At 64.3% G+C, this 23439-nt stretch carries 21 protein-coding genes; 10 read left to right on the top strand and 11 right to left on the bottom strand.

Translation table 11 applies throughout. The annotated features are described in order from the left end of the window. Nucleotides 1-25: 25 nt before the first annotated feature. The 3 genes from G5S42_RS28450 to G5S42_RS28440 form a co-directional block, all read right to left on the bottom strand. Nucleotides 26-1591: a sugar ABC transporter ATP-binding protein gene (locus G5S42_RS28450; protein WP_217710195.1), complete on the bottom strand. Its 1566-nt coding sequence runs from the start codon at nt 1589-1591 to the stop codon at nt 26-28. Between the two features lie 325 nt (nt 1592-1916). Continuing rightward, nucleotides 1917-2936: an ABC transporter substrate-binding protein gene (locus G5S42_RS28445; RefSeq protein WP_176109781.1), complete on the bottom strand. Its 1020-nt coding sequence runs from the start codon at nt 2934-2936 to the stop codon at nt 1917-1919. A gap of 175 nt (nt 2937-3111) precedes the next feature. Then, nucleotides 3112-4164 (bottom strand): LacI family DNA-binding transcriptional regulator, encoded by a 1053-nt coding sequence (locus G5S42_RS28440; protein WP_176109780.1) that lies wholly within the window; start codon nt 4162-4164, stop codon nt 3112-3114. A gap of 394 nt (nt 4165-4558) precedes the next feature. Here G5S42_RS28440 and G5S42_RS28435 point away from each other — a divergent pair, with 394 nt between their 5' ends. Beyond that, nucleotides 4559-5512 (top strand): aldose 1-epimerase, encoded by a 954-nt coding sequence (locus G5S42_RS28435; RefSeq protein ID WP_176110659.1) that lies wholly within the window; start codon nt 4559-4561, stop codon nt 5510-5512. Nucleotides 5513-5559: 47 nt separating this feature from the next. Here G5S42_RS28435 and G5S42_RS28430 read toward each other — a convergent pair whose 3' ends face one another. Beyond that, entirely contained in the window at nt 5560-6357 is a 798-nt protein-coding gene (locus tag G5S42_RS28430) for an endonuclease/exonuclease/phosphatase family protein (protein WP_176109779.1), read from the bottom strand. Nucleotides 6358-6411: 54 nt separating this feature from the next. Beyond that, nucleotides 6412-6972: a hypothetical protein gene (locus G5S42_RS28425; protein WP_176109778.1), complete on the bottom strand. Its 561-nt coding sequence runs from the start codon at nt 6970-6972 to the stop codon at nt 6412-6414. 282 nt (nt 6973-7254) lie between these two features. Here G5S42_RS28425 and G5S42_RS28420 point away from each other — a divergent pair, with 282 nt between their 5' ends. The 3 genes from G5S42_RS28420 to G5S42_RS28410 all read left to right on the top strand — a co-directional run bounded on the left by G5S42_RS28420 (nt 7255) and on the right by G5S42_RS28410 (nt 10137). After that, a complete protein-coding gene (locus G5S42_RS28420) occupies nt 7255-8232 on the top strand; it encodes an AAA family ATPase (RefSeq protein ID WP_176109777.1) in 978 nt (325 codons plus the stop codon). Nucleotides 8233-8586: 354 nt separating this feature from the next. Next, a complete protein-coding gene (locus G5S42_RS28415) occupies nt 8587-9693 on the top strand; it encodes an NAD(P)/FAD-dependent oxidoreductase (protein WP_176109776.1) in 1107 nt (368 codons plus the stop codon). A gap of 132 nt (nt 9694-9825) precedes the next feature. After that, nucleotides 9826-10137, top strand: coding sequence for a high-potential iron-sulfur protein (locus G5S42_RS28410; RefSeq protein WP_176109775.1), 312 nt, complete (start codon nt 9826-9828; stop codon nt 10135-10137). Nucleotides 10138-10259: 122 nt separating this feature from the next. Here G5S42_RS28410 and G5S42_RS28405 read toward each other — a convergent pair whose 3' ends face one another. Beyond that, entirely contained in the window at nt 10260-11816 is a 1557-nt protein-coding gene (locus tag G5S42_RS28405; RefSeq protein ID WP_217709965.1) for an amidase, read from the bottom strand. Between the two features lie 241 nt (nt 11817-12057). After that, nucleotides 12058-12756 carry a dienelactone hydrolase family protein gene (locus tag G5S42_RS28400; protein ID WP_176109774.1) on the bottom strand — a complete coding sequence of 233 codons (699 nt, stop codon included), beginning with the start codon at nt 12754-12756 and terminating at the stop codon, nt 12058-12060. A gap of 321 nt (nt 12757-13077) precedes the next feature. Here G5S42_RS28400 and G5S42_RS28395 point away from each other — a divergent pair, with 321 nt between their 5' ends. Together G5S42_RS28395 and G5S42_RS28390 are read left to right on the top strand one after the other, a co-directional pair. Next, the gene (locus G5S42_RS28395; protein WP_176109773.1) at nt 13078-14181 is read left to right on the top strand and encodes an NAD(P)H-dependent flavin oxidoreductase; all 1104 of its coding nucleotides are present in this window, start codon (nt 13078-13080) and stop codon (nt 14179-14181) included. Nucleotides 14182-14632: 451 nt separating this feature from the next. Beyond that, nucleotides 14633-15778, top strand: coding sequence for a branched-chain amino acid ABC transporter substrate-binding protein (locus G5S42_RS28390; protein WP_018436890.1), 1146 nt, complete (start codon nt 14633-14635; stop codon nt 15776-15778). A 104-nt stretch (nt 15779-15882) separates the two neighbouring features. Here G5S42_RS28390 and G5S42_RS28385 read toward each other — a convergent pair whose 3' ends face one another. Continuing rightward, complete coding sequence (locus tag G5S42_RS28385) at nt 15883-17097, bottom strand: MFS transporter (protein ID WP_176109772.1); 1215 nt, start codon at nt 17095-17097, stop codon at nt 15883-15885. Nucleotides 17098-17349: 252 nt separating this feature from the next. Here G5S42_RS28385 and G5S42_RS28380 point away from each other — a divergent pair, with 252 nt between their 5' ends. From G5S42_RS28380 to G5S42_RS28370, 3 genes are all read left to right on the top strand, one after another. Next, a complete protein-coding gene (locus tag G5S42_RS28380; protein ID WP_176109771.1) occupies nt 17350-18012 on the top strand; it encodes a HugZ family pyridoxamine 5'-phosphate oxidase in 663 nt (220 codons plus the stop codon). A gap of 397 nt (nt 18013-18409) precedes the next feature. Next, nucleotides 18410-18712 (top strand): H-NS histone family protein, encoded by a 303-nt coding sequence (locus G5S42_RS28375; protein ID WP_008921239.1) that lies wholly within the window; start codon nt 18410-18412, stop codon nt 18710-18712. Between the two features lie 285 nt (nt 18713-18997). Then, nucleotides 18998-20281: a cation diffusion facilitator family transporter gene (locus G5S42_RS28370; protein ID WP_176109770.1), complete on the top strand. Its 1284-nt coding sequence runs from the start codon at nt 18998-19000 to the stop codon at nt 20279-20281. A 63-nt stretch (nt 20282-20344) separates the two neighbouring features. Here G5S42_RS28370 and G5S42_RS28365 read toward each other — a convergent pair whose 3' ends face one another. From G5S42_RS28365 to G5S42_RS28355, 3 genes are all read right to left on the bottom strand, one after another. Next, complete coding sequence (locus G5S42_RS28365) at nt 20345-20803, bottom strand: Lrp/AsnC family transcriptional regulator (protein WP_012431468.1); 459 nt, start codon at nt 20801-20803, stop codon at nt 20345-20347. Between the two features lie 90 nt (nt 20804-20893). Next, nucleotides 20894-21526 (bottom strand): 3'-5' exonuclease family protein, encoded by a 633-nt coding sequence (locus G5S42_RS28360; protein ID WP_176109769.1) that lies wholly within the window; start codon nt 21524-21526, stop codon nt 20894-20896. Continuing rightward, on the bottom strand, nt 21523-22167 hold the full coding sequence (locus G5S42_RS28355; RefSeq protein WP_176109768.1) for an MBL fold metallo-hydrolase: 645 nt from the start codon (nt 22165-22167) through the stop codon (nt 21523-21525). The genes G5S42_RS28360 and G5S42_RS28355 overlap by 4 nt, the downstream gene beginning before the upstream one ends. A gap of 646 nt (nt 22168-22813) precedes the next feature. Here G5S42_RS28355 and G5S42_RS28350 point away from each other — a divergent pair. Next, nucleotides 22814-23419, top strand: a complete 606-nt coding sequence (locus G5S42_RS28350) for a septal ring lytic transglycosylase RlpA family protein (RefSeq protein WP_176109767.1) — start codon at nt 22814-22816, stop codon at nt 23417-23419. The last annotated feature ends 20 nt before the right edge of the window (nt 23420-23439 follow it).

Genomic DNA, 23439 nt, shown 5'->3' with positions numbered 1-23439 from the left:
GCCGCGCAGCGGATTGGAATGCAGCTTAAGCGCCATGACGGTCGCCCTCCAGCGCGTCTTCGATATGTGCCGCTCGCGCGGCTTGCGCGAGCGCAGATTGGCCCTCGCTGCCGTAGGCGATCGCATCCATGATCGCGGTCTCGCTCATATCGGCTCCGTTCAGTTCGGCGACCGTGCGGCCGTCGCGGATCACGACCGCGCGATCGGCGACCGCGGTCAGCTCTTCGAGCTCGGACGCGGACAGCAGCACCGCGAGCCCCGCGTCGCGCAACTCGCGCACGATCTTCGCGACGTCGGCTTTCGCGCCGACGTCGATGCCGCGCGTCGGCTCGTCGAGCAGCAGCAGCGCTGGTTCGGCCGCGAGCCAGCGCGCGAGCAGCACTTTCTGCTGATTGCCGCCCGACAGCTCGCGGATCGGCTGATCGGCCGAGCGCAGCTTGATGCCGAGCGAAGCGATGAAGCGATCGACGATCACCTGCTGCTTCTTCACATCGACGATGCCGTTTTTCGCAAGCGTGCGCAGGCAGACGAGCGTCAGGTTGTCGCGCACCGACAGTTCGGGGACGATGCCTTCGCCCTTGCGGTCTTCGGTCAGGTACGCGAGGCCGCGAGCGATCGCGTCCTGCGGAGATTTCAGCGCGACCGTCTCGCCGCCGATCGCGAGCGAGCCTTGCGCCAGCGGATCGGCGCCGAACATCAGCCGCATCGTTTCGGTGCGGCCCGAGCCGAGCAGGCCGGCCAGACCCACCGCCTCGCCGGCGTGCACGTCGAGCGACACGCCGTTGACCTTCGGCGGCGCGCCAAGCTGTGTCGCGCCGATCACCTGCTTGCCGCGCTTCGCGAGATTCGCTTCGCGCGTTGCCGTGTCGTCCTGCACGACCGCGGCGAGCGAGCGGCCGAGCATCGTCGTGACGAGCTGCAGCTTGTCCATCTCGGCCATCGTGCTTTGCGCGACCGTCTGGCCATCGCGCATCACGGTCACGCGATCGCACAGCGCGTAAAGCTCGTCGAGCCGGTGCGACACGAAGATCACCGCGCGGCCGTCGTCGCGCAGCTTGCGCACGACGGTGAACAGCAGTTCGACCTCGCGCTCGTCGAGCGACGACGTCGACTCGTCCATGATCACCATCTTCGCGTCCGACGACACCGCGCGCGCCAGCGCCACCATCTGCTGGATCGCGGTCGAGTAACGGCCGACCGGCTTCTTCACGTCGATCTGCAAACCGAACGAATCGAGCAGCGCCGCCGCGCGCTGCTGCACCGTGCGCCAGTCGATCAGACCGAAGCGGCGCGGCTCGCGGCCCAGAAAGATGTTTTCCGCGACCGAGCGGAACGGTACCAGGTTGATCTCCTGGTAGATCGTGCTGATGCCCGCTTCGCGCGCCTGCTTCGGCGTGCGGAAATCGACCTCGCGGCCTTCGAAGCGCACGCTGCCCGAGCCGCGCCGATAGGCGCCGGTCAGGATCTTGATCATCGTCGATTTGCCGGCGCCATTCTGGCCGATCAGTGCGTGCACTTCGCCGGCTGCCACGCTCAGATTCGCGCCGCGCAACGCGGGCACGCCGCCGAAGCTGATGCCGATGTCCTGCATCTCGAGCAGCGGCGAACGGGTAAGGGGGGAGTGTGGCGTCTCTTTGCCAGATTCCGTCACGGGAGTTCTCCTGATGCGGATGCTGCCGATATTGCCGGATGACCTGTTGCTGGCGACGCGGTCGGGCCGCCCCAGCGCGTGCGGCCCATGTTACGCCCGTATAAAAGCGAAGCGACGGTCCGTCGGTCACGGGCGCGTCGCTTCGAAGCCTTCCCGCCACCCGCCCGACGAGGAGACATTCGTAGAAGGCGGGTGACTTCCTGCTACAACGCCGAAGGGAGTCCCCGGGAATATGCCGCCCCGGGGCACTTCCCGATGCTTGCGATCAATAGCCGTACTGCATGTTCTGCTGCACGTTTTCCTTGTCGTAGAAGCGGTCGGACACCTTGACCCAGGTCGGGATCTTTTCACCCTTCGCATAGCGCTGCGCAACGTCGCAGGCGAGCGGGCCGAAGAACGGGCTCGACTGCACGCTCGCGCCGAGCTCGCCAGCCGCGATCGCGTCCATGCCGCCCTTGGTCCCGTCGATCGTGACGATCTGGATGTCCTTGCCCGGCTGCTTGCCGGCCGCCTTGATCGCGGCGATCGCGCCGAGCGCCATTTCATCGTTGTGCGCGTACACGGCGGTCACGTCAGGATGCGCCTGCAGCAGCGTTTCCATCACCTTGCGGCCGGTGTCGCGCGCGAAGTCGCCGCTTTGCGACGCGATGATCGTCATGCCGGGGTTCTTCGCGATCACTTCGTCGAAGCCCTTCTTGCGATCGTTCGCGGCCGACGCACCCGTCGTGCCTTCGAGCTCGATGATCTTCGCCTTGCCGCCCGTTGCCTTGACGAGCCAGTCGGCGGCGCGGTGACCCTGATCGATGAAGTCCGAGCCGATGAACGTGATGTAGTCGCGGCCCGCCTTCGCGACCGACTGGTCGACGTTGCGGTCGACGAGGATCACCGGAATGCCGGCCTTCTTCGCCTGCAGCACGACCGGCGCGAGCGGCTTTTCTTCGCGCGGCGGGAATACCAGCAGATCGACGTGCTGGGCGATCATGCTTTGAATGTCGGAGACCTGTTTGGAGTTGGAGCCGTTGGCGTCGGTCATCACGATCTGCCAGCCGCATTTCGCGGCGATGTCCTTGAAGCTCCTGGTTTCAGCGAGACGCCACGGGTTGTTGCTTTCGGTCTGCGCGAAGCCGACCTTCAACGGGGTCTTGGTCGCCAGCTTCGGCAATGCGTCGTCGGCATGCGCGGCCGCCGCGCCGACACCGATTGCCAGAGCCAGCAGCGAAGCTGCGAGCGGACGAATCTGCTGCTTGCGCGCGTGCATGCGCGACTGCGTAATGAGCGACGCCATGTCTTCCTCCAGTAACCGGTGACGGTGTATTTGCTTTTTGTGCTGCTCGGGATTGTCTCTGTCCAGCCGGGAGCCCGGCGCTGTTTCGACGGCGAGGATGCAGTTGGCTATAACCCACCGGTGCGCGTTCTTCCCGACCCGACATGCCGATTATTCCACTCGGAATTATTATCGGTCAATCACTAATAATATTAATCGTCGCCGGTTTTGCCTCGGTAATTACCCTGACCGAGGCGCGTTCGACCAGTGGTCCGTCGAGCTTCACCGTGCGATGGCGCACCGGTGCGCCGGCCGCGCGGTTGTGCTCTTCCTGCAGCAACGTCTCGACGGCCCAGCGGCCGAGTTCGTAGTTGGGCAGCACCACCGTCGACAGCGGCGGATGTGTGTGGCGGGCGATTTCCTGGTCGTCGTAGCCGAGCACCGACACGTCCTCGGGCACGCGCAGACCGAGCTGCTTGAGCGCCTCGATCGCGCCGATCGCGGTCAGGTCGTTCGCGCAGAAGATCGCGGTGGGCGGATTGGCTTCGCGCATCAGCGACAGCGTCAGCTCGAAGCCGAGGCCCGAACTCCAGTCGCCGTCGCGCACGAGTTCGGCCGCGAACGGCAGATCGGCGGTCGCGAGCGCGGTGCGGTAGCCCTTCAGGCGGTCTTTCGCGGCGTCCTGCCATGGCTCGCCGTTGATATAGCCGATGCGCCGGTGGCCAGCCTGCAGCAAGTACTCGGTCGCCAGATGGCCGCCCGCGACCTCGGCCGGCACCACCGACGAAAACGTGCTGTCGCCGGTGTAGCAGTTCAGCAGCACGGTCGGCACCTGCGACAGCGCGGCGGGCGGCGCGACCTTGCGCGTGTAGACGGTCGCGTAGATCACGCCGAATACGTGCGGATTGGTGATGACTGTGTCGAGTACCTGTTTTTCGATGTCGGCGTTGCCGTGCGTCGAATAGACGGCGAGCATCTTGCCGCTCGCATACGCTGCGTCGCGCGCGCCGTCGATGTTGACGACCGGGTGTGGGCTCGTGGAGATTTCATCGGCCAGATAGACGATCAGATTGCGCTCGTCGCTCGATGCGGTGAGCGGCTCGCGCAGCGACAGCCGGTAGCCGAGGTCGTGCGCGGCCTTCAGCACCTTGTTGCGGGTGGCCTCGGAGAACTTCGCGCCGGCCGCGTTGTTGAGCACGAGCGAGACGGTGGATTGCGACACGCCGGTGAGCTTGGCGATGTCGGTCATGGTGGGACGGCGTTGAGTCGATTTTTTCATTGTGCGGGCCGCGCTGGGGCGGCGCTGAAGCAGGGGAATGCCAGCGGCATCATGCTGCTGACGGTACCACTAATAATATGCGCGCGGCAACGCGCGCTAACCCGCCAATTGGGAATTGAGCTTACGCTCCGTCACCGGCTCTTTTTGAACGAATTTATTACTAATAATATTGACCGGCAATGCGGTGTCGTGCGATTCTCGCTTGGGGCGGACTGCCGTAGTCCGCCGGCCGCGGGGTGCGCGGCACGTCAAAGGAGATATGAATGCACGTTTCTGTTGCCGCTTTCCGCTCGCGGTTTCGCCTCGTCTGACCATGCGCGACGTTTTCCTGAATCCTGCCCGGCCGGGCGAGGCATATGCCGTGATGCGATCGCCGGCGCAGCTGTCATGGCTCGACGATCCCGCGATCGCCGCGCGCCTCGTCACGTTGTCGGCCGGCGCATTGCGCGCGGTGCTCGCGCCGGACATTGGCGGCGCGCTCGCGGCGTTCTATGAGGTCACGCCGGAAGGCCCGTTGCACTGGCTGCGGCCGGCGCTGCCGGAAGCGTTCGAAGCGCGCGATCCGCTGCGCATGGCGAGCTTCCCGCTGTTCCCGTACTGCAACCGGATTCGCGATGCACGCTTCGCGTTCGACGGCGCGACGATCGATCTCGCCGGAAACGACCCGCATTTCGCCCACGCGCTGCATGGCAACGCGTGGCGTCGTCCGTGGCGCGTCGGAGCGCGCAGTGAAAGCGCGGTGGACTTGCACTTCGAGCACGAGCCCGATGCGAGCGTGACCGGCGACTGGCCGTTTCGTTATCGCGCGCGGCAGCGTATCGAGTTGCGCGGCGGCGCGCTGCACATCACGATGTCCGCACGAAATCTCGCCGATCGGCCGATGCCGTTCGGCATGGGCCATCACCCGTACTATCCGCGCACCGCGGCGACGCGCATCCATGCCGACGTGCAGGCGATGTGGCACGCGGACACCGATGTGCTGCCGACGCATCTCGGCCCGCATCCTGCCGTCGACGCGTTGCGCGCGGGCATGTCACCCGACGCGTTCGATCTGGATAACAACTTTTCGAACTGGTCGCGCGCGGCGACGATCGCGTGGCCCGACGAGCGCCGCAAGCTGACGATGCGCGCCGACGCGCCGTTCGATCACCTGGTCGTGTTCGCGCCGGCCAACGATCCGCAGCTATGCGTGGAGCCGGTCACGAACACGACCGACTGCTTCAACGCGATTGGTACACAAGAGCACGTCGGCGGCTGCGTGTTGCAGCCGGGGGAAGAGATAGAAGCGGCGTTGAGCTGGACACCGAATCGCGAGTGAAGGGAGCACGCGCTTTCCGTTGGCGGAGGCGCAACGAGCGAAAACGTTTACTCCAAGCGCAACTTCGCCATATACGGCAAATGATCCGACAGCCACGCGGTCTCCTGCGTCGGCTGGATCCATTCGACCGGCTGCATGCCGCGCACGAACATCTTGTCGAGCGACAGCGCCGGCGAGAACGCCGGGAACGTGCGCGCCGGTTCGCCGAGCAGCGTCGCGACTTCCTGCAAGCCGTGCTCGCGAAAGAGCGGCACCGAGTCGTTGCGCCAATCGTTGAAGTCGCCGGCCAGCACGAGCGGACCGTCTGGGGCTTCCTTCGCGATCCAGTGCGCGATCCAGTTCATCTGCCGCAAGCGCGCCGGACGCGTCAGCGCGAGATGCGCGCACAGCAGCGTGACGAGCCGCCCGCCGAACGTCGCACGCGCGACCAGCAGGCCGCGCTTTTCGAAGCGGTGCGCGGAAATGTCCCAGCGGCCGCCGAGATCGAGCGGATGCGGCGACAGAATTGCATTGCCGTGCCGCCACGACGGCTTGAACACGTTCGGGCCGAGTGCGACTTCGAGTTCGAGCGCGCGCGCGATTTCGGTCGCCTGACAGTGCCAGACGTCGGTCAGTGGATCGTCCATCGGCGCGCCGAAACTGCTCGCCAACACCGGCGACGGCATGCGCCGCGCCATCGCTTCCTGCAGGAAGTACGCGTCCGCGTGAGTCGATTGAACCCAGCGCTGCATCGCCTGCCAGGCCTGAAAACCGAGCGGTGTGCGGCCTTTGTGCAGGTTCCAGCTCACAGCGACGAAATCGTTCGGCGCGAGGCTCTCGCGGATCAGTTCTTCTGGGTTTCGCATGCCGCGTTATCCACGTGTTCTATTTGAGCGCGCCGGTCAGGCGCGCGGTTCCTTTCAGTTTGGAGTGTTGCCGCCAGTCGCGGCGCCATTGCCGCTCGTGCCGCCATTCGTACCGTGGGCATTCGCACCGTTGCTCACGACGCTCGCGTGCACGCGGTACACGAGATTCGGATTGCGATCGACGATCGTCCAACTCGCCCATTGATCCGGCGGCACCACCAGACCCGGGTGGCTCGCGCTCACCTGGCGCGGTTGCGGCGGCAGCTTGCAGCCGATGTCGGTGCGCCCCGCGCTGTTGTCCTCGAGCGTTTCCTGCGTGTCGATCGAAAACATCACGCCCTCGGGATCGACGCGCAGCGGCGACACCGTGATCGTGCGCGACAGATCGATGCTGCCGGCCGGCTGGTCCTTGCAGCCGACATTGTGTTGCACGACCTGGTGATGCGTATCCGTGCGCGCCTGGCCGACGGTAGTGGTGCCGTCGAACGCATCGATCTGCTGGCCATCTTTCACTACCTGCAATTGCCATTGCACGACCTGCTGCGCTGGCTGTTGTTGCGCGTGGGCGAGCAACGAAGCGCCAAGCAGCATGGCCACGATACTGGTTTTCCACATATAAAGGTTCTCCGCTCACGCGTCGGTTGCGGGGTTGCCTTGCCTCTCGCCGCAGCAGGTCAGAGAGCAATCTTACCCCCGATGGCCGCAACGATTTCTGACACGGTCGACGAGGGCCGGTTCAGCAACAATCCATTCCAGATAAGGATCGGAATGGCAGCGATCGTTAGCAGCAGAGCCGCGCGACTGCTGGCTTGCACGCGTTTGTGTCCTCGCTACACTGGACTGGAATCGGCGCTCAGAAGGCGCCGCCGCTGCAGAATCAGCCAGACGGGGTGAGCGATGACGACAGCAATGGTCAAACAGGAAATCGCCGTGGCCTCGTTCAGCCGGGTGTATGACCTCGATGAGGTCGAAAGCGCGCTGAACGGTCTCGGCGAAGGCGCGAACGAGGCGCTGCGCACAACCTACGAAAAGATGCTGAAAAACGGCAATCTGCGCTTCTGCGTGAAGCCGAACCGGATGCCGTCGATCGACGATCTGATCGACGCGCTGCCCAATTTTTCCTCACCGCTCGACGACATCCGCAAGCAGGTCGCGCTGTGCCTCGAAACCGAGGATCGGCTCGAACTGATGCCGATCCTGCTGCTCGGCGAACCCGGCATCGGCAAGACGCATTTCGCGAAGCAGTTGGCGCGCCTGCTCGGCACCGCGTACCAATATGTCGCGATGAGTTCGCTGACGGCGGGCTGGATTCTGTCGGGCGCGTCGTCGCAATGGAAGAACGCAAAGCCGGGCAAGGTGTTCGATGCGCTCGTGAACGGCAGCTATGCGAACCCGGTCATCGCTGTCGACGAGATCGACAAGGCGACCGGCGATTCGCAATACGACCCGCTCGGCGCGCTGTACGCGCTACTCGAACACGACACCGCCCAGAGCTTCGTCGACGAGTTCGCCGAGATACCAATCAACGCGGGCAACGTGATCTGGATCGCGACCGCCAACGACGAACGCGCGATCCCCGAGCCGATCCTGAACCGCATGAACGTCTACGAGATCGCGCCGCCAGACCACGCCGGCGCGCGACGCATCGCGCAGTCCATCTACGACGAAATCCGCGGCGCGCACAACTGGGGCCTGCGCTTTCCGGAGACGCTCGGCGACGCGACGCTCGATGCGCTCAAGCGGGCATCGCCGCGCGAGATGCGCCGCGCGATCCTGAACGGCTTTGGCGCGGCGCGCATCGCGGGACGCGACCGGGTCGAACCCGCCGATATCCGGCTCGATTACGGAAACCGGCGAAAACCGATCGGGTTTTGACGTTTTCGGCCAGTTTCTTGCACCAATCCCGCGTTTTTCGTGATTTTGGTGGCTGTCGCGGCAATTCGTACAATGTGTGTGGTGAATGCAACGGCAATTATTGCTGTTTTCGCCGTAGATCGCTGGATCAAGCCAGTTTGCGCCGCCGTCACCTGGTCGATGCGCACGAGCGTTTGTCACTTCTGTCTGTACCGAGTCGTACAATTTTCCGTGGGGGTGATAAAAAGACATAAGCAGACCCAGCGGACAGATACGTTCGACAATGAACGGAACGCGGCGGCGAGATGCCGTTCCTGTCTTCCTTCCATCGGCTGAACGAGGCAGCGCGCGGTGCGATGCGCCGCGTCAACGGATATGGATCAGATCGAATGTGTAGTGATCGGTGCCGGCGTGATCGGCCTCGCGACGGCGCGCGCTCTGGCGGCGCGCGGGCGCGAAGTGATCGTGCTGGAGGCCGCCGACGCGATCGGCGTGGGCACGAGTTCACGCAACAGCGAAGTGATTCACGCGGGCATCTACTATCCGCGCGGATCGCTGAAGGCCACGCTGTGCGTGCGCGGCCGCGAAATGCTGTATGACTACTGCGCCGAGCGCAACGTACCGCATTCGCGCTGCGGCAAGCTGCTCGTCGCGACGTCGCGCCACCAGATTCCGCAGCTCGAAAGCATCATGGCCAAAGGGCGCGACAACGGCGTGCTCGACCTGATGCGCATCACCGGCGATCAGGCGCAGGCGCTCGAACCAGCGCTCGAATGCGTGGAGGCGGTATTTTCGCCGCAGACGGGGATCGTCGATAGTCATCAGTACATGCTCGCGCTGCAAGGCGATGCCGAGCGTGACGGCGCCGTGTACGCGTTTCATGCGCCGGTCGAGGCGATCGAGGCTCACAACGGCCGCTTCACGATCGCGGTCGGCGGTGCGGCGCCCACCACGATCAGCGCCGCCTGCGTGATCAACAGCGCGGGTCTGCATGCGAACGCGCTCGCGCGCAAGATTCGCGGGCTCGACCCGCGCCACGTGCCGCCGCTTTACTTCGCCCGCGGCAATTACTTCAGCATCTCGGGGCGCGCGCCGTTCAGCCGCCTGATCTATCCGATGCCGAACGAGGCCGGCCTGGGCGTGCACCTGACGCTCGATCTCGGCGGCCAGGCGCGTTTCGGTCCCGACGTCGAGTGGGTCGACGCGATCAATTACGACGTCGATCCGCGTCGCGCGGAGTCGTTTTATGCGGCGATTCGCGCGTACTGGCCGGCCTTGCCCGATAACGCGTTGCAGCCGGCTTACGCGGGCATTCGTCCGAAGCTTTCAGGTCCTGGTGAACCCGCCGCCGATTTCGTGATTCAGGGGCCGGCCGCGCATGGCGTGCGCGGGCTCGTCAATCTGTTCGGCATCGAGTCGCCGGGTCTGACGGCATCACTGCCGATCGCGCAGCGGGTCTGCGAGCTGGCGGGGCGCGCGTAAGCCCGCGATTACACCGTACCGATCCGCTTATCTCCAGCATTTGGAATATCACCGGAGACGGCTTCGTTGCTATGCTTGGCGAACGCTGTCATCAGAACGGCGTTGATTCCAATATAAATGGAGTGAGTCCCCATGAGATCTTCCCGTCGTACGTTTTTGATCACCAGCATCGGTGTGGCATCGACACTCGCATTGTCGCGCCAGGCGTTCGCCGACGCGCCGAAAGTCTCCGAAACCGATCCGACCGCGCAGGCGCTTGGCTACAAGGCGGACGCGAGCAAGGTCGACAAGGCGAAATTCGCCAAATTCGCGCCTGGCCAGCAATGCAGCAACTGCAGCTTCTTCCAGGGCAAGGCGGGCGATGCCTACGGCGGCTGCCCGATGTTCGCGGGCAAACAGGTCGCGGCCACCGGCTGGTGCAGCGCTTATAACAAGAAGGCCTGATCGAGCCGGCGTGTGATAGCAGGCTTTGCGCGGGATGCGCGGCGACATCGCGGCGCATCCCGCGACTGCGTGCATCGTGGCGTTTTGCGCCAGATGCGGATTGCAGCCGGCCGCTGGATTTCTTAGCGCCGCGCTTTCATCAATGGTGGGCGCCTGTCGAACCACGGCCGTGCCGCCTCGAGTTGCGCGGCGAGTCTGAACAGCGTCGCCTCACCGCCGACACGCGCGGCGAACTGCACGCCGATCGGCAGTCCGCGCGCGTTCCAGTACAAGGGCACCGACATCGCCGGCTGGCCACTCAGGTTGAACAGCTCCGTGCAACCGGCCCAAGCGAATGCCTTGTTCGACGCTTCGAACAGCAGTTTCTTCATCAATCGTTCCAGCGGCATCGTGGTGACCGCGCGCATCTGCATGCGCTCGACGGAACTCGGCCGCATCTCGCCGATCTTGATCGGCGCGGACGCCAGCGTCGCGCACAACAGCACGTCGTAGCGGTTCAGCAGATCGGTCAGACGCGCGGTGATGCGGCGCTGTTCGTCGAGCGCGGCCGGCAAACCCTGCTCGCCGATCTTGCGGCCGACGTGCGCCATCGCCCACGTCGAAATTTCGAACTCGCCGCGCGTCGGCCTGTGGCCGGTGATGCGCTCCGCGTTCAGCACGAGGTCTTCGGCCGTCACCGACCACAGCGTCAGGAACGCATGACGGACCGCCGCGAAATCGACGCCGAGCGACACCGGCTCCAGACGATGGCCGAGTGAGCTCGCGAGTTGCGCGGCGTCGTCGAGCGCGGCGCGCGCATCGGCCGATAACGACGGCGCGAGCATCGGCTCGGTCACGTAGGCGATCGTCAGCGGCTTGCATGGCTCGCGCGTTGCGCCGAGAAAGGTGCCGGGCGCGCCGGCCGGCCGCTCGGCGTTGCCCGCCAGCAGGTCCAGCAGCAATGCGCTGTCGCGCACGCTGCGCGAGACGGCGTGATCGATGCCGAGTTCGCCGGCACTGGCCTGTGCCGCGCGCGGCACGCGACCGCGCGACGGTTTCAGGCCGAACAGTCCGCAGCATGACGCCGGAATTCGGATCGAGCCGCCGCCGTCCGACGCATGCGCGAGCGGCACCACGCCGGCGGCGACCGCCGCCGCCGCGCCGCCGCTCGAACCGCCCGGCGTGTGATCGAGATTCCACGGATTGCGGCACGCGCCGAATAGTTCGGGCTCCGTATAAGGCATCTGGCCGAGCTCGGAGGTGCTGGTCTTCGCGAAGATGTTCAGACCCGCCGCTTTCGCGAGCGCGACGACCGGCGCGTCCTGCGTCGGAATGAAGTGGCGGTAGTGGCGGCTGCCCATGGCCATGCGCAGTCCCGCCACGGGCGCGCCGAGATCCTTGATCAGGAACGGCACGCCGGCGAGCGCGGCGTGGGCGGAGGAGTTGTCCGTTCCGTTCACGCCGTCGGCGCTATTCGCGCGGTTTGCGTCGTCGCGCGATGCGCGCTGGCGGGCCGCATCGTAGTCCTTCAGAACGACTGCGTTGATCGCGGGATTGACGGCCTCGGTGCGCGAGATCGCGACGTCGATCAGTTCGCGCGCGCTAACCTGGCGCGTGCGCACGAGTTCGGCGAGGCCGATGGCGTCATGAGCGAGATAGTCTGATAGCACGTCGTTTGAGCCCTCGCGGTCGGTTGGCATGCTGCGTCGAATTCGCGGCCGGCCATGCACGCGCGACGGCGTCGTTTCGCTCGAATTCGCGTTGCTCCGCTCGGGCGTCGCGCATGTGAAAGACGGCGTGTCGGCCGACACGCCGTCTTTCACAGAGTACCTGAGTTGAGCGCCGACGTGACTGATGTGAATTCGAATGCTCACTTCAAATGCGCGAGCTGGCGATCACATCAGTAACGCGGCGGGTCCGGCTGAATGCCGGAACCGCGAATTACATCCGCTCGCCGAGGAACGTCAGCGTGCGGCCATGCGCCAACGCCGATGCGTGCTGGTTGTACGACGCACGATCCGAGCAGTTGAAGCCATGATCCGCGTTCGGGTAGATGTTGAATTGCACGTCGGCACGACCCGCGAAGCGCTCCTGAATCTGGCCGATGTCCGACGGCAGAATATGCGCGTCGAGCTCGCCGTAGTGGAACTGCATCGGCACCTTGACGTTCGCGGCCTTGTCGAGATGGTTGTGGATGCCGCCGCCGTAGTAGGCGACAGCGGCGTCGACCGAACCGGCCGCTGCGGCCAGATAGGCGAGACGGCCGCCGAAGCAGTAGCCGATCGCCGCGACCTTGCCGGTCACTTCCGGCAGCGCGCGCAAGGTGGCCGCGGCGGCGCCGATGTCGGCGACCGCGTCATCGACCTTGGTCTTCTGCATCAGCTCGATGCCCTTTTCGCGATCCTTGCCCTCATACGTCAACTCCACACGCGGCTGCACGCGCCAGAACACGTCCGGGGCGAGCGCGACATAGCCGTCCTGCGCGTACTGATCGGCGACCGAGCGGATATGGCTGTTCACGCCGAAGATTTCCTGAATGATGATGACGGCCGGTCCCTTGCCGCCCTTCGGCAGCGCGAGATAGCCGCCGAAAGTATCGTTGCCGGCCGGGATGTCGATCCATCGGGAAGTCGTGCTCATGCTGTTCTCCATTGACTCGCGCGAACGCCGCGCGAGGTCGGTGTGTACGAAACGCTCAAGGCCACGCGGCCCTGCAACGGGCGGTTAGTTTGCCATCAAAAGAACCGGCTTGCAGCGAGGCGGGACGGGGCCTCGCGGCCAATGCGGCGCGCTTCGATTCTCGTAAGGCGATTGAAACGATCTCGATTATTCATTTCTCCGCGATGGCGCGGATGGGTACAGTCAGCGTGTAATGGCTCGCGCGTGTCAGCGCATCTCGCGACATCTTGGCGAGCGCATGCGTGAGCACATCGGCGGCTTTGCGCCGGAAAGGAAACGAACATGAACGAAGACAGTTTTGTGACGCCGTTTGCCGAGCGCTTCCAGCTGCGGGTACCCGTCGTGCAGGCGCCGATGGCCGGCGGCGCGACGACGCCGGCGCTCGTCGCGGCGGTATCGAATGCGGGCGGGCTTGGTTTTCTCGCGGGCGCGGCGCTCGCACCGGAGAAGATCGCGAGCGAGGTCGCGGCGATTCGCGCGCTGACCGATCGCCCGTTCGGCGTGAATCTGTTCGTGCTCGATCCCGTCTCGCCCGATGAAGCGACCGTGCGTCGCGCGCTCGACGCGATCGATCCGCTGCGTGCCGAGCTCGGTCTGCCGCCGGGCCAGCCGCTCGCACACTATGCGCCTGACTTTCGCGCGCAACTGGAGGCGCTGATCGACTTGCGTGTGCCGGTCGCCGGCTTCACGTTCGGACTGCTATCGGCGACCGACGTCGAGCGTTTGCATGCGGGAGGCAGCTATGTAGTTGGGACTGCGACGCATGTTGCCGAGGGCATCGCGTGGCGCGATGCGGGTGCCGATGCGATCGTCGCGCAAGGCGCGGAGGCAGGCGCGCATCGCGGCACGTTCATCGGCGCATTCGAAGATGCGCTGGTCGGCACGATGGCGCTCGTGCCGCAACTGGTCGACGCGACCGGGCTGCCGGTGCTGGCGGCCGGCGGCATCATGGACGGTCGCGGCATCGTCGCGGCACTCGCGCTAGGCGCGCAAGCCGCGGTGATGGGCACCGCATTTCTGACCACCCGCGAGAGCGCGATCCCCGAGGTATGGAAAACCCGCGTGCGCGGCACGTCCGATACGTCGACCACGGTGACGCGCGCGATCACGGGCCGTCACGCTCGCGGCATCCGCAATCCGTTGATGCAACGTTTGCGCGAATCGGCGGAAAGCATCGCGCCGTATCCGGTGCAAAACGCGTTGACGCAGGAGCTGCGGCAACACGCGGCGCGCGCGCAGAACGGCGACTACCTGTCGCTGTGGGCGGGGCAGGGTGCGCCGCTCGGGCGCACGCGCGCCGAAGCAATCGGCGCGGCTGAACTGATGGCGCAGCTCGAGCAGGAATGGCGGGCGGCCTCCGCGCGAATCGCCGGGTTCGTGCGTTGATTGCGTGGTCGATTTAAGGTTGATTTAAGTTTTTTACCGTCGTCACATTCCTGTGCGGCACGCCACATTTTTGAGTTGAAAAACCCTTCGAATCTTATGTGACAGAAGCCGGAAAAAGACTAAATCCGCGCCCGCGGAGAAACTTCCCAATTAGCGGAAACCCGCATGGGATGGGGCTTTCCGGCTCGCTCGCCCAAGCCGCGAGCGGCTCGCGCAGGAACTGCGCTATTAGTGTTGTTCCCACTTTCTCAAAAAACTCCCGCAAATTAATTTGTTGGCCTACACTTGCGCGCAAGTACGGTTTGCCAACTGTCACAAACAGTCCGGTAAACGTACTGGCCAAGTGCATGAACGATGCAACCGGCGTGGTCGTCCACGGGACTGAGCGACACGTGTAGGGGAAGCGGGGCACAGGGCGATTACGTTGTTTTGACCGAAACTGGAGACTTACATGAGCATCAAAATTCAAAAGCTGTTGCCGATCAGCGCTGCCGCTCTGCTGTTCGCGACGTTGGCAACATCGGCCGCGGCCGACACGGTCATCAAGATCGGTCACGTTGCGCCGTTGACTGGCGGTATCGCTCACCTGGGTAAGGACAACGAGAACGGCGCGCGTCTGGCCGTTGAGGAAATCAACGCGAAGGGTCTGACGATCGGCGGCCAGAAGGTCACGCTGCAACTCGACGCGCAAGACGACGCGGCTGACCCCCGCACGGCTACGCAGGTTGCGCAGAAGCTCGTCGACGACAAGGTCGTCGCCGTGGTCGGCCACCTGAACTCGGGCACCTCGATCCCGGCATCGAAGATCTATAGCGATTCGGGCATCGTGCAGATCTCGCCGTCGGCAACGAACCCGGCCTACACGCAGCAAGGCTTCAAGACGACCTACCGCGTCGTCGCGACCGACGCTCAGCAAGGCCCGGCACTCGCGAACTACGCGGCGAAGGGCATGAAGGTGAAGAGCGTCGCGATCGTCGACGACTCGACCGCTTACGGCCAGGGTCTCGCGAACGAGTTCGAGAAGACCGCGAAGGCGCTCGGTCTGAACGTCGTATCGCACGACGCGACGAACGACAAGGCCGTCGACTTCCGCGCGATTCTGACGAAGATCAAGGGTGAAAACCCCGACGCGATCATGTACGGCGGCATGGACGCAACCGGCGGCCCGTTCGCCAAGCAGGCAAAGCAGCTCGGCCTGCGCGCGAAGGTGCTCGCAGGTGACGGCGTGTGTACCGACAAGCTGTCGGACCTGGCCGGCGACGCAACCGACAACATCGTCTGCTCGGAAGCCGGCATGGCGCTCGAAAAGATGGCAGGCGGCAAGGCGTTCGAAACGAAGTACGAGAAGCGCTTCGGCCAGCCGATCCAGATTTACGCGCCGTTCACGTATGACGCTGTGTACATCATCGTCGACGCGATGAAGCGCGCCAACTCGACCGAACCGGCGAAGATCCTGGCAGCGATGCCGGCGACCGACTACAAGGGCGTGATCGGCGAAACGACGTTCGACTCGAAGGGCGACCTGCAGCACGGCGTGATCTCGCTGTACAACTACAAGCAAGGCAAGAAGACGCTGCTCGACGTCGTGAAGATGTAAATTCGGTGTGATCGAAGGCGGCGTCGCGCCGCACTTCGATTCGCAGCTTGAGAGGCACGTGGGCCGCGAGGCTTGCGTGCCTTTTCTTTTGTTCACCGCTCCTGTCAGATCTTCAAACGCCGCAGCACCTTCGGCCCGGCGAAGGCGATCATCGCGGCGCACACCGCGACGACCGACAGTCCGATCGTCAGATTGGTCACCTGCGCGACGGCGCCGATGATCACCGGTCCGAGCAGCAAGCCGAAATAGGCCAGCCCCGCGACGTGCGCGAGCCCTTCAGCCGCGTGGATGCCCTTCACGCTCGCCGCCGCCGCGAACAGCACCGGCATCATGTTCGCGAGGCCCAGGCCGATCAGCGCAAAGCCGGCTAGCGCTGCCACCGGATTCGGCAGCAGCAGCGCGTCGACCATCCCGGCGCAGGCGAGCGCCGCGCTGATCATCACGAGCTGGGGTGCGCCGAAGCGGGCGCGCACCGCGTCGCCGGCAAAACGCGCGACTGCCATGCCGCCGGAAAACGCCGCGTAGGCGGCGCTGGCGAGCGCGGGCGTCGAGAGCACGACATCGCGCATATAGACCGTGGCCCAGTCGTACATCGCGCCTTCGGCGATCAGTGCGACCAGCGCCATCGTGCCGAGCGCCCATAGCGCCGGCGAGCGCCAGCGGCTCGCACGTGGTGTCGCCGCATCGGGATGCTCGGCGTGCGGCACGTGCGGCAACACCGACGGGCAGGCGAGCACCAGCACGAGCGCGCTGGTCGCCGCGGCGAGCGCGAGATGCAGGGCCGGCGCCATGCCACGCGACAGCAGCGCCCCACCGACCGCTGCGCCGAACATGCCGCCAAGACTGAACATGCCGTGCAGCGAGGACATGATCGGCTTGCCGAGCGCCTTTTCGACGGCGCTCGCTTCGGCGTTCATCGCGACGTCGAGCGTGGCCATGCCGGCGCCGAAGACGGCCAGCACGACCAGCAGAATCCAGTACGCGGGCACGGCCAGAATCAGCGCCGCGCAGGCGGCCATCGCGAGGCCGCCGGCCAGACAGGCCCGGCGTGTGCCGACCCGCGCGATCCACGACGCATTGGTCACCATCGCGCCGATCGATCCGCCCGCCACCGCGAACAACGCGAACGACAGCATCGCCGGATTCAGATGGAAGCGATCGCGCACCGTCGGCACGTGCACGCCCCACGACGCGTACATCATGCCGGCGATGAAAAACAGCGCCATCGTGGCGATCCGTGCGCGTTGCCGTGCGGTGACGGACAAGTTGCGATGGGCGGCGGGGAGGACGGCGAATTCGGAGGCGTGGTGATCGGGCACGGAGGTCTCGAGGCGGAGGGCGCGAGAAAGCGCATTGAAAGCGGATCTCCGATTTTATCGAAGCGTGGTGGCTAACGCTTGGAGCCGTGGGATCGGGCGCATACGATTGATGGGCTGGAGATGCAACGAAGCGGGATTGCTGGATGTCATGCTTTGGTGCGCCGCTGTTGCTTTTTGAATTGCTGCGCGTGACGGCTTTTGTGCCGCTCACCGCTCTCCCGTTCATTCCAAATTCACCCGAGGAACGCTCAGTTGAACATTCCCGCTCACGCTCCGCTGCATCTGCTGCACACGGCCGCGGTCGGCACGCTCGCCACGCACGCTCGCCAGCCGGAGGGCTTTCCGTATCCGTCGGTGCTGCCGTTCGCGCCGGACGCACGGCATCGTCCGACGATCCTCGTGAGCCGGCTCGCGGAGCACACGCACAACCTGCACGCCGATCCGCGCGCCGGTTTCCTGGCCGTCGACGCAGCCGATGGCGACGTGCTGGGCAGCCAGCGCGTCACGCTGCTCGGCCGCTTCGAGCCGGTCGACTCGAACCCGGAACTGGTGCGGCGCTACCTGCGCTATCACCCGGACGCGGAGCGCTATCTGGCGTTGGGCGATTTCACGTTCTGGATCATGGAGATCGAGCGGCTGCGCCACATCGGCGGCTTCGGCGCGATGGGCTGGCTCGACGGCGCGCAACTCGATCCGCTGCCACCGCTTGCCGCCAGCGACGAGGACGCGCTGATCGCGGAGTTCGGTCGCCGGTTTAGTGGCGCGGGCGGCGTCGAAATGCTGGGCGGCGACCGTTACGGCGCCGATCTGAAACGCAACGGTGTGCGTCGCCGCTTCGCATTCGATGACGCGCGATCCGATACCGGCACATTGCACGCGGCGCTCGAAGTCTGCATCGAGCGGCATGCGGATTAAGCATTTATCGTTTATCGGAAAAACAAGCGTGCGCCAGTCGCAACGAACGGACGCCTGTATCAAAAGTGCGTGCTTATCCGAGCCAAAGCTTTCATGCCGTGAAATGTTTGATGGCCAATAGGCGGTTCAAGTCTCATTTTCTGATAGTTAAATCGGATCAATATGCAGACTGGGGGAATTTTTTCAGCGACGTGCGAAATCACCTATTTGAAAGGCCGCTGTCCGACCCAGAAGCGACGCAGGAAACTTTTTGAAACGAATTTAAATTAATTTTTTCCGGGCGCTTATCCAGCCTTTCTATTTTGTGTTAATCTCGCCATCAAATTCCGAGGCATGAAACCTTCAAAGGCGAGTCGGCAAAAGACCGGCGTCATTTATCCATACCACAAGGGAACCTATGTCTTCTTACAAGGAACTACTCGCGCAGCGCGAGAAGCTCGAAAAGCAGATTGAAGAAGCGAAGTCGCGCGAATACGCGGAAGTCTTGAATGAAATCAAGCAGAAAATGGCCGACTACGGCATTTCGCTGAGCGAACTCGGCGGCGGCCGCGCACCGAAGGGCGCTAAAGCGAGCCGGCCGCGCGCAGGCGTCGCGCCTAAATATCGTGATCCCGAAAGCGGCAGCACGTGGTCCGGTCGCGGCAAGCCGCCGCGCTGGATCGCCGGTCTTGATCGCGAAAAGTTTCTGATCCAGAAGTAATCGAGATCCGGCGGATGGTAAGGGTTTGCCTGCACGTAATGCGGATACTGGCAATCCGCCGCGTTTATAGCCTGCTGCAGAATCTCAAAAAGCCGCGCACCGTTCAGGGCGCGGTTTTGTCATTTGCGGCGCCGGGTTTCTGTCGCATGCACTTCAGGTAGCTGGAACGCGAATGCTTTTCGTTTAGATAAGCGACTGATTTAAAAAGGTTTTTTCGCAGCCTTCCCTGCGCAGGCGAATCGTGGCGGGTACAATAGCAACAACTGACCTTTCCGCCTTTTCAGCATGCCGTCCGCCGCGATCGCCCAAACCGCCGAGAAACAACGCGTTGCACGCAAGAGTACCTTTGCGAGTATTGCGGTCAATACCGTATTGATGACGCTGCAAATCATCATCGGTACGATCGCGCACTCGCAGGCGCTGGTTGCCGACGGTGTCCATTCGCTCGCCGATCTCATTTCCGATTTTGTCGTGCTGATTGCCAATCGGCATAGCGGGGCAAAACCCGACGCCGATCACAATTACGGACATAGCCGTTATGAGACAGTGGCGTCGTTATTTCTCGGCGCGCTGCTGATCTCGGTCGGCGTCGGTATGTTGTGGCGCGCCGGTACGCGGCTCGCCGATCTACAAAATATTCCCGCCGTGCATATGAGCGCGCTCGCGGTCGCGGCGCTCGTACTGGTCTCGAAGGAAGCGCTGTTTCGCTACATGCTGCACGAGGCGAACCGGGTGCGTTCCGCGATGCTGATCGCGAACGCATGGCACGCCCGCTCGGACGCGGCGTCGTCTCTGGTGGTGGGGATCGGCGTGGTCGGAAGTCTCGCCGGCCTGCGGTTGCTCGACCCGATCGCGGCGGCTATCGTCGGCTTCATGGTCGCGCGCATGGGCTGGACCTTCGGTTGGGACGCGTTGCAGGATCTGTCGGACCGTGCGCTCGACGAAACCGCCGCCGCCGACATGCGCGCGCTGCTGATGTCCACCCCGGGCGTGCGTGACGTGCACGAAATGCGCACGCGCAAGACGGGCGATTTCGCGCTCGTCGACGCGCATATCCTCGTCGATCCGATGATTTCGGTGTCGGAAGGCCATTACATCGCGGAGTCGGCGCGTCTGCGTGTGCTGACCGACAAGCGCGTGCTCGATGCGCTGATTCACGTTGACCCGGAAAACGACGCGCTCGCGCATCCACCGGTCGATCTGCCGCCGCGTGAGCGCGTGACCGCCGAGGTCGACGAGGCGCTGGCTGCCGGTGGCTTGCGGGCCGCTGCGGTGAATCTGCACTACCTGAGCACCGGGCTCGACGTGGAGGTGGTGTTGCCGGCGGCGGGGTCTGCTGAAGGGCGCGCTGCGGAGGGTGCCGAAGTCGCTCGTTTGCTGGAGAGCGAGGCGCAGTCGCTCGGCCGCGTCGATCTGACGGCGCTCAAGCGTCGTCTCGGCGCACGCAAGCTCGACGTGCTGCTGCAACGGGATATCTCGGCCGCGCAAGGCGGTTCGGCGGCGGAGCTCAAGACCGGCACCGCTCCCGCCGGTCGGTCAACCGCCACCGAGCCTCACAACGCCACCTGAGTTTGGTCAGTTTCGGACGCCCGAAACCGCGAACTTCCATGCCGCCCGCGGTGGCGGCATCCGTCACAACGGCAACTGCGTATCGAACTTGATTTCGCGCAGCACCACGCTCGTGCGCACCTGCGCGACGGCCGGAATCTTGAAAATGCGTTCGTGCAGAAAGCTGTCGTACGCCTTGATGTCGGGCGCGACGATCTTCAGGATGTAATCGGATTCGCCCGTCGTGCTGTAGCACTCGGTCACTTCGGGGCAGGTAGCGATTTCCCGCTCGAACTGCTCGACGCCGCCTTCGGTGTGACGCGTCAGATGGATATGCGCGAGCGCGCACACGTGCAAGCCGAGCTTTTCGCGATCGAGCAGCGCCGTGTAGCGCTGGATCACGCCCGACTGTTCCATATCCTTGATGCGCCGCCAGCATGGTGTGCTCGACAACCCGACCTGGTCGGAGATTTCCTGCACGGAACGGCGTGCGTCGAGCTGCAGCAGGCGCAGGATCTTCTGTGAGAACGTATCGAGTGTCAACTGCGCCTCCGTTAGCGTCGCCGTATCAACGAATGGTAGAGGGCGCGAAAACGAAACGCAATGTAAAACGGCTCTCGCGAGCGAGATTGCCTAATTTACCGGGTCCGGAGCGGCGTTTTGCCCTGAGCCGTCCCCATCATCCTTGCCGTCCCCCGGCAGCTCGGGCTGACGCGCGCGCAAGTCCTTCAGCATGTTGCAAAAGAGGGCACCCTGCTCGATTGCGTCGTCGAGCGCGACGTGCGTGTGCGGATGCTCGTCGAACCAATGTCTCGGAAAGCGCGGCTTGATGTTCTTGCGGTACGGCAGGCCGGTCATCGCAAACGCGAGCGTCTTGATATCGAGCGCCGACCACGAGAACGGGCAGCGGCCGACGAAGCGCATCATGTACCAAAACATATAGGTGAAGTCGAAGCCAGCCGGCATCGCGACAAACACGGGCTTGCCCGGCAGCGCCTCGACCCAGTCGACATAGGCGCTCAGGGCGGCCTCGGGCTTCTGCAAGTCCTGACGGCAGGCCGCCCATGCTTCCGGCTGGGTCTTCCACCACGCTTCTTGCACTGGATGCGGCGCCGCGCCTTCCAGTAGTTCGAGATTCGCCGAGAACGTCGCGATCAACTGCTTGTCCTCGGTGTATGCGGCGGATGCGAAGCTCAGCATCGAATGCGGGCCTGGGATCGGGCCGTCCGCTTCGACGTCGGTACTGACATAGATTTCGCTGCTCATGCGCCCACTCCGTCGGCGACATAGGGATTCGTGCGGCGCTCGGCGCCGAACGTCGAGGTCGGGCCGTGGCCCGGCACGAACGTGATGTCGTCGCCGAGCGGCCAGAGTTTGTCGCGGATCGAGCGGATCAGGTCCGCGTGGTTGCCGCGCGGGAAATCCGTGCGGCCGATCGAGCCGGCGAACAGCACGTCGCCGACCAGCGCAAGCCGGTGCGCCCGGCTGAAGAAGACCACGTGGCCCGGTGTGTGGCCGGGGCAGTGGTACACCTCGAAGGTTTCGTCGCCGAACTGCACGGTGTCGCCGTCTTGCAGCCAGCGGTCCGGCTCGAAGGCATCGGCCGCGGGGAAGCCGAAGCGCGTGCTTTGATCCGGCAATTTGTCGAGCCAGAAGCGTTCGTCGGGATGCGGACCTTCGATCGGCACGCCGTAGTGGGTGGCGAGCGTCTTCGCGCCGGCGCAGTGATCGATGTGGCCGTGTGTCAGCAAGACCTTCTCGACGGTCACGTTCTGCCGCGCGACTTCGCGTTGGATCATGTCGAGGTCGCCGCCCGGATCGACGACGGCCGCGCGCCCGGTGGTCTCGCATACGAGCAGCGAGCAGTTCTGCTGGAACGGCGTGACGGGGATCAGGGTGACTTTCATGGCTGCAACGACGCGCTGGAAAAACGTTGATTGTACCGGCCTCGCGACAGTCTCCGTCGCCGACGCGACGGGCTTGCGCATGGCATCGTCGCGCCTGTCGCCTGCCCATTTTTGCGATAAATGTGAAGATTGATCAAGGATTGTGGGTGCTCGCCATCCCAAAATTTTTTTTTGGGTATAATGGAGTCCATGCACAAGAGTTGTGCAGCCACAAGGCGACGCATCCTCACAAAACGGAGATGCCGCTCGCTATTCAAGTAAGGGCTGTCGGAATGCCGACGGCCATCAAGTATCGATGCGTTCGATGCACACGTCTTGCCCAGCCAGGCGCCGCGCGCCTGCTACGGAATTAACCTCCGTGACGCTGGGTGGGGCCTACGCCGCCGTTCCTGCGCGCTGAGTTACGCGCGCAAGAACGTGTTTGCCACGTTCGATTGGCGGCATGTGGGGTCTGGTCAGGCTGCCGGGGACAGGTTGCGCCAGACGTGAAAATTAACCGTGCGGTAGCGGCTGAGTGAGCCGCATCCGGGCTTTGACGTACTGCGCTTTTTCGCGCGGCGCGTTGTCGTCCCTACCGCCGGAGCCGCAAGCGACATGCCCAGCAGTTTCGCGGGTGACGCGGCTCGACTATGTGTTTGCACGTCTTATGAAAACTCGGCTATCCCGTGGTCTAGGGACTCTTTTTGCCTTTTTTGTACTGGCCGGCTGCGCCACGCCTCCCGGTGCGAGCGACACGTCCGCGAACGACACGCCGCAACGTACGAAGAACATGCACCTGAGTTCTTTCGGACCGCAATCGTTCGGTAGCGCGCCGGCCTCGAGCCCGGGCACGTCGGACGCGCCTGCGCCGTCGCTGGCTGACGCGAAGCCGCTCACCGACGACGGCGTCGACGTTCCGGACTTCCATCAGATTGGACGTGCGTCGTGGTACGGACGCTTCTTCCACGGCCGCCGCACCGCCAACGGCGAGCGTTACGACATGCACGCCCTGACGGCCGCGCATCGTACGCTGCCGCTCGGCTCGTACGTGCGCGTGACCAATCCGGCCAATTCGCGCTCGGTGATCGTACGGATCAACGACCGCGGTCCGTACGCGCGCGGCCGCGTGATCGACCTGTCGATGGCGGCCGCCGGCATGCTCGACATGCGCCACAGCGGCACCGCGCGGGTCAAGATCGAAGGGCTCACGCAGCAGGAAGCGCGTGCCGAGCTGAACGAGACGCTCGCGTCGAACTCGGATTCGAACAAGTGATGTGACGTGACGGCGGCGGT

Source organism: Paraburkholderia youngii, assembly GCF_013366925.1.
GTDB lineage: Bacteria > Pseudomonadota > Gammaproteobacteria > Burkholderiales > Burkholderiaceae > Paraburkholderia > Paraburkholderia youngii.
Note: the sequence above shows the minus strand (reverse complement) of the source record. Positions and strands in the feature narration are given on the sequence as shown.